Genomic DNA, 13,256 nt, shown 5'->3' with positions numbered 1-13,256 from the left:
AAAATCGAGTGGAAAGGTGAACCGGTGGCCGTTGCACAATGTCCCGCATCCTGCGGAGAGCTCATCCAGGGCTGGATCCTTGGCAGTGAAAAGCTGGTCTCCTGCCCCGTCGACTGGTACAGCACCGTCGAGGTGAGCGCCGCGCCGCCTCTGCCTGATGAACGCCCGCTTTCCCGGGCAATGGTCGAGCGGCTTTTAGACTACTGGCAATACCCGGCAGGCCTGAGCCACGACATCCGTATCGAGGTGCACTCGTCGATTCCTGTCGCCAAAGGGATGGCCAGCAGTACGGCAGATATTGCCGCTACCGCGGTGGCCACGGCGCATCATCTCGGCCATACGCTGTCGGAGTCCGAGCTGGCGCGGCTTTGCGTCTCCCTGGAACCCACCGACAGCACCATTTTTCGCCAGCTCACGCTTTTCGACCACAACGACGCCTCGACGCAAATTGCCTGCGAGTCCCAGCCACAGCTCGATCTTTACGTTCTCGAAAGTCCCGTAACGCTACGCACAACGGATTATCATCGCCTGCCCCGCCGGTCCCGGCTGCTCGCCAGCTCGGCTACGCTACAGCTGGCGTGGGAAAAGATACAGGATGCCTGTCTTAGCGGCTGCCCGCGGCGGATGGGGGAAGCGTCGACGCTTAGCGCGATTGCCAGCCAGCTGCTGCTGGCAAAACCCGGTTTTACCTCGCTGCTGGCGCTGGTGGAAGAGTGCGACTTATACGGTCTGAACGTCGCTCACAGCGGCAGCGTTGTCGGCCTGATGCTGGACCGGCGGCGGCACGATATCGGCTATATACAGTGGGCGCTGGCGAAGAGGAGCATGAGCGAGCACTGGCCGCGGCAGCACCTGCTGAAGATGGTGCAGGGCGGCGCCCGCCTGCTTGCCGCTTCAGGCGTTCGCGCCAGCGATGCGCCTTAATGCGCTAATCAGCCGCTGATTCTCCTCCGCGCTGCGGATCGCCACGCGGAAATAGCCCGCCCCGAGGCCGGGATAGTTGGCGCAGCTGCGAATCAAAATATGCTGCTGCAGCAGCGCATACTGCAGGTCGATGCCCGGCATATCGGCGCGCAGAAACAGATAGTTTGCCTGACCCGGATATACAGTTAAGCCGGGAAGCCGGCGGAGCTGTTGGTAAAAACGCCGCCCCTCTTCGGCCAGCCACTGCCGGGTCTTCTGCTGGTAGGCGCTATCCTGCAGAATAATTTCCCCCGCCAGCGCGGCAAACGCGTTGATCGACCACGGCATTTGCCGCTCGCGCATCCGGGCGACGGCGCGCTCATCGCCGTTGACCAGATACCCCAGACGCAGGCCGGGTATGGCATAGAACTTCGTCAGCGAGCGTAGTACCCAGATATGCGGGTTATCGCGCAGCAGAGGAATAAACCCCGGCTGGTCGGGAATAAAATCGATAAAGGCCTCATCCAGCACCAGCGCGATGCTTAACGCTTTGCAGCGCTCGGCAATCGCCGCCAGCAGCCGGCGCTCCGGCAGCAGTCCGGTTGGGTTGTTGGGCGTACACAGGAACAGGCAGTCCAGGTCTGGCGTCAGGGCCGCGAGAAGGGCCTCGGTCAGCTGCCAGCCATCCTCTTCACGCAGAACGAACTCGCGGATCGCGCAGTCCACCGAGCTCAGCGCGCGGCGATATTCGGCAAAGCCGGGTATCACGATCATCGCCTGACGCGGCTTCAGGCCGTTTACGACGGTGAAAATAGATTCGGTTTCGCCATTCCCCGCCACGATCCACGAGGCGGGAATGTGGTGATGTTCGGCCAGGGCCTCGTGCAGCTGCTGATAGTCCACGTCGGGATAGCGCTCTGCGCGGTCAAGATTATCGATCAGAGCGCGCTTCAGGCTTTCAGGCATGCCCAGCGGATTAATATTGGCGCTAAAATCCAGCAGCCGATCGGGCTTAATGCCCAGCAGCGCCGCCGCCTCCCGCGTATTGCCGCCATGCGCGCTCTTTAACAGAGCCATATCCCGCTCCTTTTATCAGCCACGCCTTGCCAGCGTTGCGCCATCGGCGAAGTAGGCCTTAATCCCCGCCAGTATCGACTCGGCAACTTCCTGCTGGAAGGTCGCCGTTTTCAGCTTACGCTCCTCCTCCACGTTGCTGATAAACGCGGTTTCGACCAGGATCGACGGAATATCCGGCGCTTTCAGCACCGCGAAGCCGGCCTGTTCAACCTGGTTTTTGTGGAGGTTATTAATTTTGCCCATCTTTTGCAGCACCGCCTTACCAAACTTCAGGCTATCGGCGATGGTCAGCGATTGCACCATATCAAACATCGTATGGTCGACGTAGCGATCGCCGCTCTTGCTGACGCCCCCCACCAGATCGGAGGCGTTCTGGGTTTGCGCCAGATACTTAGCCGCGGTGCTGGTAGCGCCTTTGGTTGAGAGCGCAAATACCGAAGAGCCTCTCGGCTGGCGGCTGGTAAAGGCATCGGCGTGAATCGAGACGAACAGATCGGCACGCTGCTTTTGCGCCTTGGCGACGCGCACCTTCAGGGGAATAAAGACATCTTCGTTGCGGGTCATATAGGCCTTCATATTCCCCTCTTTTTCGATCAGCGCCCGCAGCCGGCGGGCAATCTGCAGCACAACGTCTTTCTCGCGGGTATGGTATTTGCCTACCGCGCCGGAGTCTTCACCGCCGTGTCCCGGATCGAGCATAATCACAATCGGCCGGTCGCGCCCGGCTTTACCCGGCTTCGGCCCGCTTTCTGCCGGCGGCACCTGACGATCGAGATCGCCCTTGTTGTAATCTTCCAGCAGCGCCAGCAGCGGGTCCTGCACATCGGTCGCCGTAGACGGATAGAGATCCATCACCAGGCGCTCTTTAAAGCCGGCAACCGGCGCGAGGGCAAAGAGCTGCGGTTTCACATTCTGTTTGAGCTCAAACACCATGCGCACCGTTTGCGGATCGAACTGCCCGACGCGAGCGGACTTAATATAGGGATCGTCGTCGCGAATGCTGGTTCCCATGCCTTTTAGCACGGAATTAAGGTTAACCCCTTCCAGATCGACCACCAGCCGCTCCGGATTGCTCAACGCAAACTGCCGATATTTCAGCACATGGTTGGATTCCACCGTAACGCGCGTATAGGTTGACGACGGCCAGACGCGCACGGCGACGACCTGTGCAACGGCAGCTAAACCAACCGGACTGACGCTCATTAACCACATAGCGCTCGCCCCCTGTAAAAAACGGCGACGGCTTAATCCTGACTTGTATCCCGGCATGCCACTCCCAAGCAATAAAAACGCATTCGTATCCAAAACAAACAGATTGACCAGAAACTTTAACGAAAGCCGTATAACCTGTCATCAATAAAAGGGTAAACAATCTTTGGTAGCGCGCTTTAAGTCACAGTTCTTTCGCAGGTTCGGGACAAATTTTGGCTTGCGTTTACGGGGAAAACAGAATAAAAATACACTTATTACGAATAATCATGCATTGAGGGTTGTTGTCATGGTGAAGGAACGTCGCACCGAACTGGTAGAAGGATTCCGCCATTCTGTTCCCTATATTAACGCCCATCGGGGAAAAACGTTTGTCATCATGCTGGGTGGCGAAGCCATTGAGCATGAGAATTTCTCCAGCATAGTCAATGACATTGGTCTGTTACATAGTCTGGGCATTCGCCTGGTGGTGGTCTATGGCGCGCGTCCTCAGATAGACGCCAACCTGGCCGAACATCATCATGAGCCGCTTTACCACAAACAGACGCGCGTGACTGACGCCAAAACCCTCGAACTGGTTAAACAGGCCGCCGGCATGCTGCAGCTGGAAATTACCGCGCGCCTGTCGATGAGCCTCAACAACACTCCGCTCCAGGGCGCCCACATCAACGTCGTGAGCGGCAATTTCATTATTGCCCAACCGCTTGGCGTTGATGATGGCGTCGATTATTGCCACAGCGGGCGCATTCGTCGTATCGATGAAGAAGCGATCCATCGCCAGCTTGATAATGGCGCCATCGTGCTGATGGGCCCGGTTGCGGTATCGGTCACCGGCGAAAGCTTTAACCTGACGTCAGAAGAGATTGCCACCCAGCTGGCTATTAAGCTGAAAGCGGAAAAAATGATCGGCTTCTGCTCTTCACAAGGGGTGTACAGCCAGGAGGGTGAGATCGTTCCCGAACTGTTCCCGAACGAAGCCCAGGCGCGGGTTGAAGAGCTGGAAGCGGAAGAGGACTACAACTCCGGTACCGTGCGTTTCCTGCGCGGCGCGGTGAAAGCCTGCCGCAGCGGCGTGCGTCGCTGCCACCTGATCAGCTACCAGGAAGATGGCGCTCTGCTGCAGGAGCTGTTCTCGCGCGACGGTATCGGTACTCAGATCGTCATGGAAAGCGCCGAGCAGATTCGCCGCGCCACCATCAACGATATTGGCGGCATTCTTGAGCTGATCAGCCCGCTGGAGCAGCAGGGGATTCTGGTGCGTCGCTCCCGCGAGCAGCTGGAGATGGAAATAGATAAATTCACCATCATTCAGCGCGATAACACAACAATTGCCTGCGCCGCGCTCTATCCGTTCCCGGAAGAGAAAATCGGTGAAATGGCCTGCGTGGCGGTCCATCCGGACTACCGCAGCTCATCGCGCGGGGAAGTGCTGCTGAACCGCATTGCGACCCAGGCAAAGCAGATGGGGCTAAGCAAACTGTTCGTGCTGACTACCCGCAGCATCCACTGGTTCCAGGAGCGCGGCTTTACGCCGGTGGATATCGACCTGCTGCCGGAGAGTAAGAAAGAGATGTACAACTATCAGCGCCGTTCCAAGGTGATGATGGCCGACCTTGGCTAAGTGAGCGCCCCCTTCCCGGCTAAGCGTAGCGCGGGCCGGGAAAGGTGAAGCGCTGAAGGTTGAGGCTACCCGCCGCTGGCGAAGATGTCCGCCAGCCCGCTGCGCCGTTCGGTGCGCGCCACGATAGCCTGAGTAAGCACCTGCTCATCGGCATAAATCGACAGCTGCCTTTTAGCTCGCGTTATCGCGGTATACACCAGCTCACGCGTCACCAGCGGCACGCTGCGGGAAGGCAAAATCAGGGCCGCGTGGTCAAATTCCGAGCCCTGCGATTTATGCACCGTCATCGCCCAGGCGGTATCGTGTTCCGGCAGACGGCTCGGCTGCACCGACTTAATGCTGCCATCCGGCATCGGGAACCAGACGCGAAGCCCTTCTCCCCTTTCCAGCGCAATGCCAATATCACCGTTAAACAGCCCCAGCGCGCTATCGTTGCGCGAGATCATGACCGGGCGGCCTTCATACCAGCGCGAATGCCGCGGCAGCGCAATAGCCCGCTTACGATTGAGCATCAGCTCCAGCTGTTCGTTCAGCCCGCTGACGCCGTAGGGGCCCTCGCGTAGGGCGCACAGTAGCCGGAACTCGCCGAAAGCGGCAATCGCCGCCTCCGGCTCCGCCCGCTCGCGCAGCAGCCGAAGATAGCGATCGTAGCCGGCCTGCGCCTGCGTCAGCATCGTTTCATACTCCTCGGTGGTGCTTAGCGGGTGCAGGGCGATATCGTCGAACGGCTGACGCAGGGTCGTTTTGACGCCATGCCGATCGCCGGCGTTAACCGCCCGGGCCAGGCTACCGATACCGGAATGGCTGCCAAAACGATAGCTTTTCTGCAGCAGGCACAGGCTGTCGCGCAGGGCGCCCGCCGCCTCGCCCTCGCCGGCAGGTACCGGCAGGCCGGTCAGCCGCTTTAGCTGCGCCGCGCGATCGGCGGTATAGCCGGCATTAACCCAGGCACAAATATCCCCCAGCACCGCGCCGGCTTCCACCGACGCCAGCTGATCGCGGTCGCCGAGAAAAATCACCCGACCGTGCGCCGGCAGCGCGTCAATCAGGCGAGCCATCATCGGCAGATCGATCATCGAGGCTTCATCCACCACCAGCACGTCGAGGTGCAGCGGGTTGCCGGCGTGATAGCGCATACGCTGGCTGCCCGGCTGAGCGCCCAGCAGACGGTGCAGGGTGCTGGCCTCTGTCGGCAGCTGCGCCTTCTGCTCATCCGTCAGCGGCAGCTGGCACAGCGCGCTGCCCAGCGATTCGGTCAGGCGCGCGGCGGCTTTCCCGGTGGGCGCCGCCAGGCGGATACGACAGCGGGGCCTATCCGTCGTCTGAATCAACGCCGCCAGCAGCCTGGCGACGGTGGTGGTTTTACCGGTGCCTGGGCCCCCGGAAATAACCGCAATGCGCCGGGTCAGCGCCACCGCAGCCGCCACCTTCTGCCAGTCAATATCCTCCCCGGCGGGGAATAGCGCATCCAGCGTCGACGCCAGGCGCGTTTCATCCACGCTCAGCACCTGATTGGCTTCGTTAAAAAAGCGCGCGACGGTCAGCTCGTTACGCCACATGCGGTTAAGGTAAAGCCGTTCCCCGCAGAGGATCATCGGCGTCGGGCGCTCCCCGCGGCTCACCGCCGCAGAAGAGAGCAGCAGCGTCGACCAGTCATCAGGCGCTCCGGCCTGCGCCAGCAGCTGCTCGCGCAGAGCGGCGGCTTTCCCGCTCAGCGCATCGTCCGCCGCAAGGCGGGAGAGCGGCAGGCATACGTGCCCTTCGCCGGCATCGCGGCTCAGTATCGCCGCCGCCAGCCTCACCGCCGGGTGCGCATCCTGAGCGACCATCAGCGCAAACTGGACGTCAAGCGGACGTAACAAACGCTGGTTTGCTGCCTCAAGCAGCAGCTCATCCATGGTCATGAGGCGATCTCCTGAACTTCGCCGGCAAACAGGGCGTCCAGGCCGTCGATTAGCGGCCGCTCGGGGCGCGTGGTAAATATCCCCTGCCCGCCGTCCTGTCCGTCCATTCCGCGTAAAAAGAGATAAATGACGCCGCCAAAATGGCGCTCATAGTCATAGTCAGCAATGCGGTGGCGTAAATAGCGGTGCAGCGCCAGGCTATAGAGCTGGTACTGTAAATCATAGCGGTGCGTGCGCATCGCCTGCGCCATCGCCTGCCGGGTGTAGGCTTCGCGATCGTCCCCCAGCCAGTTGGATTTGTAGTCCAGCAGGTAGTAGCGATCGTTATGACGAAACACCAGGTCGATAAACCCTTTCAGCATTCCGCGTACCTGACGGAAATCAAGCTCCGGGCACTGCGCCGAAAGCGGGTCGTAGCGGCGAACCAGCGCGTCCAGGCGCCGTGGATCCAGCGGGGCCGCAATGGGTAAATAAAACGCCATCTCAACCTGCTTATCCGCCGCAGTCAGCTGATTCAGCGCGATACCGGCGCCCGGCAGCGACGTGCGCAGCACATCATCCAGCCATTGGGTCAGCACCGGCGTCCACTGTTCGCCAAATCCGCCGGACTGCAGCTTTTCCGCCATCCAGCCGGCGGGAACCGGCTGGGTAAAGTCGAGGTCTTCAAACAGGCCGTGCAGAAATGTCCCCGGCGACGCCCCGCGCGGGAACTGATGGGGAGTGAGCTGTGGCTCCTCGATCACCTCTCCCACGCCGGCCGCGTCAACGTCAAGACGGGGCAGTAAATCCTGCGCCGGGCTGTGGCCATGCTGCTGTAGCCCGGAGTAGCTGGTGACCCGCCAGTCATCGACGATCGCACGCGCCAGCATTCGCGCCGACAGCGGGGGGAGAACCTCCTGCGGCGCCTGCCAGGGTTGCCGATCGGCGACGCCGGGGGTTTGCAGCGCAATATCCGCGCTGCAGAATGCCTGCAGGCGGGCCGTCAGCCCCGCGGCATCCATCGCTTCGCCTCCCTGCAGAAGGCGCCCCAGCGCGCTGTGGTGAAAATCACTGTCGCCCGGCTTGTCGCTGCGCCGGGTGCTGAGAGGCGCCACGCCAAGACTGCAGTGCCAGACCGCTCGCGTCAGGGCCACGTATAGCAAACGCAAATCCTCAGCCAGACGCTCCGCTTCCGCCAGCTCGAGGCTCCCCTCATTCTGTTCAAGGTCGAGCACCGCCGCAAAGGAGTCGCGATCGTGATAAAACGCCTGATCCTGCTTACGGAAGCGGGCGATAAACGGCAGCCACACCAGCGGGTATTCCAGCCCTTTCGATTTATGTACGGTGACGATTTGCACCAGATGCTTGTCGCTTTCCAGGCGCATCTGCTGGCTGGAGGCATTGCTATCCGGCTCGGCGATGCGCTGCGTCAGCCAACGCACCAACGCATGCTCGCTTTCCAGCTGGTTGGCCGCTTCCTGCAGCAGTTCGCTGATATGCAGGATATCGGTTAAGCGCCGCTCGCCGCCGCTCGTCACCAGCAGATTTTCGGCGATGTTCCGGGTGGTCATCAGCGCTCTCAGCATCGGCATGACCCCGCGCTGGCGCCAGATGCGGCGATAGTCGCTAAACTCTTCAACCAGCGCATCCCACGCGCGCTCATCCTGGTTCAGGTTTTCAATATCGAGAGCGTTCAGACCGAAAATCGAGGTCGCCAGCGCGCTGCGCAGCGTGTTTTCTCGTTCGGGCGCCAGCGCCGCCTGTAGTACCCACAGCAGCTCCTGCGCTTCCGGCGTTTCAAATACGCTATCGCGGTTGGAGAGATAGACCGATGGAATGGCCAGAACCTGCAGCGCATCGCGGATCAGCGACGCCTCCTGGCGATTACGCACCAGCACCGTGATATCGGAAGCCTGCACCGGCCGAGCGCGATCGTCGCGCCACAGCAGCGCCCGCCCCTGCTGGCCGGCGCTAAGCCAGTCACGAATTTGCGCTGCGCAGAGCTGCGCCATAAAGGTTTGATAATCTCCCGCGCCCACCGCTTCGCCCGGCATCAGCCAGATGTTCATTGCCGGAACCACGTCGTTGTCGACGGTAAAACGCAGATGCTGGTTTTTCGGCGCCGACTTCACCGGCAGGAACGGGATTTCGCGGAACATGAACGGATTATCGCTGAGGCTAAACAGGCGATTGACGCTATCCACCATCCCCGGAGAGGAGCGCCAGTTGGTATCCAGCGTGTAGTGAGCGGCAACGTCGCCGCGCGCCTTCATATAGGTAAAGATATCCGCGCCGCGAAAGGCATAAATGGCCTGTTTGGGATCGCCGATAAGCAGCAGAGCCGTCTCCGGCTGCCGCCGCCAGATGCGGCGAAAAATGCGGTACTGCTGCGGGTCGGTATCCTGGAACTCATCAATCATCGCCACCGGAAAACGCTGACGGATCGCGCTGGCCAGCGCTTCGCCGCTTTCGCTGCGTAGGGCATCATCGAGGCGGCTGAGCATGTCATCAAAACCGAGCTCTCCGCGGCGACGTTTTTCCCGCGCCACCGCTTCGCGGATCTCCACCATTGCCCGGGCGATCACCAGATCGGTAAGGGTCAGCGGCGCGGAGAGAAGCGCCTCAATCGCGCTAAACAGCGGGTGAACCGGCGGTTCGCCACCCGCTTTGGTACGTTCATGCAGGAACGGCCGGGAGAATTTCTCCAGCGCCTCCGGCAGCCGGTAGCTCAGGGTCTCTTCCTGCGCCCAGAGGCTGACTTTCTCTATCCATTTCCCCTGATTGCCGCGATTGAATTTACGCCGATCGAGGCCGGAATTTTCCAGCACGCTTTCAATCTCACCCACCTGCTCGCGCCACTGCAGCTTCACCGCGTCGATGCGATCGATGATTTGCCGATGGCGTTCGGCCAGCGTCTCTTCCTGCGCCGGCGGGGATTTAAGCTGCGGGGCTTCGCCCTGTAGCCAGCGGTCGAGGGATTTCAACAGATCGCGCGGGCCTTTCCACGCTTCGTGGATAACCGCCGCGATCTCGCGCGGGAGCGGGTAGCAGTGGCGGCGCCAGAAATCGGCGCAGGCCTGGTAACGGAGGCGGGATTCGTCCTCGATCAGCTGCTGTTCGAAGAGCATGCCGGACTCAAACGCGTTGAGGCTGAGCATGCGCTGGCAGAAGCCGTGAATGGTGAAAACCGCCGCTTCGTCCATCTGCCTTTCCGCCAGCATCAGCGTTTGCGCGGCCTGGTTTTTGTCCGGAATTTCCGCCAGCAGCGCGGCGTAGAGAGGGTCGGCGGCCGTTTCACGCAGGCAGGCGATACGCAGAGCGTGGATATTGCTGCGGATACGACCGCGCAGCTCCTCGGTCGCCGCCTCGGTGAAGGTCACCACCAGCAGCTCCTCCACGCTTACCGGCCGGGGAAAGGCGGATTCTCCGCCCAGCCCCAGCAGCAGCCGGAGGTACAGCGCCGCGATGGTAAAGGTCTTTCCGGTGCCCGCAGAGGCTTCTATCAGGCGCTCGCCCGTCAGGGGCAAGCGCAGGGGGTCAAGAGGCTCGGCGGTTTCGGTCATTCATTCTCTCGCATCAGGGGTAAGGATTTCTGCAATGCGCTGACGGTTTCCCAGACTTTGCCACCCGGCGGAAGGGCGTAATCCGTTTTACCGTTCTGGCTACCGGATACCTGGGATAATATCGCCATGCCCTGCGGATCCACCACCGTCTGATGGAAGAAGTCGGCAAGCTTTTGCGGCGTCAGCAGTTTAATCTGAGCCACTACTTTATCACGTGAATCGAAGCGCATATTACCGCGATCGAAATCTTTGCTCAGCTGCGAGGCTTCCCCGCCCAAAGTTTGCGGTGCCTGCATCATCTGGGCGATCGTCGCCTGCTGAATTTGGGCAAACTCTTCCGGGGTCATCGCCCTCAGCTTTGCTTCCGCCGTCGGGAAGAAGGCCTGGAAGCGCTGCCACAGGAAGGCGGGCTGCTTATCGCTGCTTTGCAGCAGGAAGCCGACGCCCCACTGGCGGCCAACGTTCATCGAGAACGCGAAGACCGCATAGCCCAGCTGTTCTTCTGTGCGCAGCTGGTTATAGAACCACGGCTGGATAATTTGCCCGAGCAGAGAGCTGGCGGCAGAGCTGCTGTATTCATCGATATTGGGCGGCGCAAAGACCGCGGCCAGCGCCGAGTCGGTGCTGCTGCCGGTTTTTTCAAAAATGGCCAGCTGCTTGCTATTCACCAGCACGTCTTTATTCCGGCACCATTCGTTCCCGTCGGAGCCCAGCTGTTGCTGAATGTGGCGCGCCATATCGGTGGATTGCCCGGCGGTCAGGTTGCCAATCACCAGCAGCTCCGGACGCCCTTTCGCTTTCAGGTTGTCACGGTATGCCAGAACCTCCTTGAGGGTGATTGCTGGCAGCAGCGCCCGGCGCTCCTCACGCTGGAAGTACGGCACCTGCGACACCATCTGGGCCGGCATAATCGCCTGATCGTACGCTTTGCCTTTATCCGCCGAGTCCATCATCTGCGCGTACCAGGATTTCGCCTGTTCCAGCTGCTCTTCGGTCGGCGCGTAGCTGAAGTAGCCGTCCAGCAGCGCGGTGAACAGCTGCGGCAGCCGCTGGGTATAGCCGTTAGCGTTAACCATCAGCCCGTTGTTAGCGCCGGTAGAGAAAGTGATGCCTCCCACCGCGGCCTGATTGCTGAGCTGGTCGAGGGCAATCCCCGCCAGATAATCGTTGAGGGCAAACATCACCTGGCTTCTGGCGCTGTCCATCGCCTGCGGATTACGCAGCACCAGCGACACGTCGGCCTTCGGCTCGCTGGCGAAGAACTGGCTCGGGGCATAAACTACCCGCAGGGTCGGCTCATCGACGATCAGCTGCGGATGCGGATAGGCTTTATCGCTGTTGATAAGCGTGAAGTCGTCCGGAATATAGGGGTTCAGCACCGGCAGATTCAGCGCGATCGCGCTGGCTTTCTGCTGCCAGTCGCTAAAGGTCTGCGGGCTGATTTTATCGACCTGATACGGCGCGTTGACGAAATAGGCCGTTTTGTTATGCGGCTCCTGCGGGCTGATATACCAAACGCGCGCGTTTTGCGGGGTCATCATCGCCAGGCGGTCTTTAATCGCCTGCGGATCGTAGCGATCGGCAATATTCACCACGTCCAGAGTATGCTCTACCGGCACGCGGATCATGGTGTCCGCCAGCCATTCAACGTAGTCCATATCGCGGTTGATTGAGGGATAGCGGAAGTCGAGCGCCAGGACATGCGCCAGCTCGTCGAAATAGCGCTTATCGATGCCCTGGGTGCGCAGCAGGTTGAGGTAGCTGAAGATCGCCGCTGCAACCTCGTCACGATGCGCCAGGCCCTTATCGGTCAGGGTTGCGGAAATCGCCAGCACCCCGCTGTTGCCGTTCACCACCGGATCGGAGTCCGCGCGGATACCTTCAACCAGGCCCTGCTTCTGCAGCCAGTCTGACAGCGTGCCGGGGCTGCGGTTGCCGATCATATAGGTCACCAGCTCGTCGGTCTTGCTGCGGAACTGCTCGCTGTTGTTATCGATGCGGAATTCAACGCGCAGCACTTTACGAGGCATCGCCGGCACGTAGTGGATGATGATGCCCTTTTGCGCATCGGTCACTACCGGAACGTTAATCATCGGCCTGTCGATATTATGATTCGGCACCCGGCCGTAGGTTTTGGCGGCGATACTCGCCAGCTCCGGCAGCGGTTTATTGCTGTAAATAACCGCCTTCATCAGGTTAGCGGAGTACCAGCTGTCGCGGAAGGTATGCAGCGCATCAAGAACCGGTTTTCCCGGCTTGTCGCTTAGCGTTTCAAGGTTACCGCCGGAAAAATGCGCCGCCGGGTGCGCCGGGTTTATGGTTTCGGCACTCACCTGAGCCATGCGCATCCCGTCACGGGTCCGCGCCATGGTCAATTCGGCATTGACCGCATTGCGCTCACGGTCGGCATATTTTTTATCCAGCAGCGGAGAGGCAATGGCATCCGCCAGGCGATCGACCGCCCCGTCCAGCGCATCATTTTCAACTTCGAGATAGAAAGCCGTGCGATAGGGCGCGGTGCTGGCGTTGTGGCTGCCGCCGTGCATTTTCAGGAACTCTGCGAGGCTGTCGGGCTGCGGATAGTTCTTCGAGCCCATTAGCGTCATGTGCTCGAGAAAGTGCGCCAGGCCCTGGTGCTCTTCCGGGTCCTGCAGCGACCCCACCGGCACCACCAGCGCCGACAGTGATTTTACCGCCTGCGGATCGGAAACCAGCAGAACGATCATGCCATTATCGAGGTGGATCGCCTGATACTGACGCGGATCTTTTTCGCTTTTACGGATGGTTTCCTGAACGGGCTGCCATCCGCTATCTGCCTGACTTAACGGCGCCCAAAGGGCTGCCAGCACTACAATAACCTTGAACCATAAACTACGGGGCATTCACGGACCTCACCATTAACAAACTTTTCGCTGCGCAGAGCCAGCGTTGATAAAAAACATCAGTCCGTGATTCGTTGCGCATGATAATTGAAGAGCCGTCATCTGCGCAATTTTTATA

7 protein-coding genes are annotated in these 13,256 nt (G+C 60.4%); 2 read left to right on the top strand and 5 right to left on the bottom strand.

Features of this window, described 5'->3' with window-relative positions:
• The first annotated feature begins 24 nt into the window (after positions 1–24).
• The gene (locus tag QFI97_RS06285; protein ID WP_159865427.1) at positions 25–924 is read left to right on the top strand and encodes an L-threonine kinase; all 900 of its coding nucleotides are present in this window, start codon (positions 25–27) and stop codon (positions 922–924) included.
• Here the strand turns inward: QFI97_RS06285 and cobD are convergent.
• Positions 895–1,980: a threonine-phosphate decarboxylase CobD gene (cobD, locus tag QFI97_RS06280; protein ID WP_346430745.1), complete on the bottom strand. Its 1,086-nt coding sequence runs from the start codon at positions 1,978–1,980 to the stop codon at positions 895–897. The genes QFI97_RS06285 and cobD overlap by 30 nt on opposite strands.
• 15 nt (positions 1,981–1,995) lie before the next feature.
• Complete coding sequence (amiC, locus tag QFI97_RS06275; protein WP_095098850.1) at positions 1,996–3,249, bottom strand: N-acetylmuramoyl-L-alanine amidase AmiC; 1,254 nt, start codon at positions 3,247–3,249, stop codon at positions 1,996–1,998.
• A 229-nt stretch (positions 3,250–3,478) separates the two neighbouring features.
• On the opposite strand from amiC, the gene argA reads away from it, so the two are divergent.
• Positions 3,479–4,810 carry an amino-acid N-acetyltransferase gene (argA, locus tag QFI97_RS06270; protein ID WP_041147023.1) on the top strand — a complete coding sequence of 444 codons (1,332 nt, stop codon included), beginning with the start codon at positions 3,479–3,481 and terminating at the stop codon, positions 4,808–4,810.
• 65 nt (positions 4,811–4,875) lie between these two features.
• Here argA and recD read toward each other — a convergent pair whose 3' ends face one another.
• From recD to ptrA, 3 genes are read right to left on the bottom strand one after another with little or no spacing between them, the layout of a single operon-like run.
• Positions 4,876–6,714 carry an exodeoxyribonuclease V subunit alpha gene (gene recD / locus QFI97_RS06265; RefSeq protein WP_346430744.1) on the bottom strand — a complete coding sequence of 613 codons (1,839 nt, stop codon included), beginning with the start codon at positions 6,712–6,714 and terminating at the stop codon, positions 4,876–4,878.
• Positions 6,711–10,256, bottom strand: a complete 3,546-nt coding sequence (gene recB, locus QFI97_RS06260; protein ID WP_346430743.1) for an exodeoxyribonuclease V subunit beta — start codon at positions 10,254–10,256, stop codon at positions 6,711–6,713. Before recB ends, recD begins: the two co-directional genes overlap by 4 nt.
• A complete protein-coding gene (ptrA, locus tag QFI97_RS06255; protein WP_346430742.1) occupies positions 10,253–13,138 on the bottom strand; it encodes a pitrilysin in 2,886 nt (961 codons plus the stop codon). The genes recB and ptrA overlap by 4 nt, the downstream gene beginning before the upstream one ends.
• Between the last annotated feature and the right edge of the window lie 118 nt (positions 13,139–13,256).

Source organism: Klebsiella scottii (assembly GCF_036561945.1).
GTDB lineage: Bacteria > Pseudomonadota > Gammaproteobacteria > Enterobacterales > Enterobacteriaceae > Klebsiella > Klebsiella scottii.
Note: the sequence above shows the minus strand (reverse complement) of the source record. Positions and strands in the feature narration are given on the sequence as shown.

Coding starts and splice junctions, on each gene's coding strand:
- argA (WP_041147023.1), top strand. CDS start 3,479: ATGGTGAAGGAACGTCGCACCGAACTGGTAGAAGGATTCCGCCATTCT.
- recB (WP_346430743.1), bottom strand. CDS start 10,256: ATGACCGAAACCGCCGAGCCTCTTGACCCCCTGCGCTTGCCCCTGACG.
- cobD (WP_346430745.1), bottom strand. CDS start 1,980: ATGGCTCTGTTAAAGAGCGCGCATGGCGGCAATACGCGGGAGGCGGCG.
- recD (WP_346430744.1), bottom strand. CDS start 6,714: ATGACCATGGATGAGCTGCTGCTTGAGGCAGCAAACCAGCGTTTGTTA.
- amiC (WP_095098850.1), bottom strand. CDS start 3,249: ATGCCGGGATACAAGTCAGGATTAAGCCGTCGCCGTTTTTTACAGGGG.
- ptrA (WP_346430742.1), bottom strand. CDS start 13,138: ATGCCCCGTAGTTTATGGTTCAAGGTTATTGTAGTGCTGGCAGCCCTT.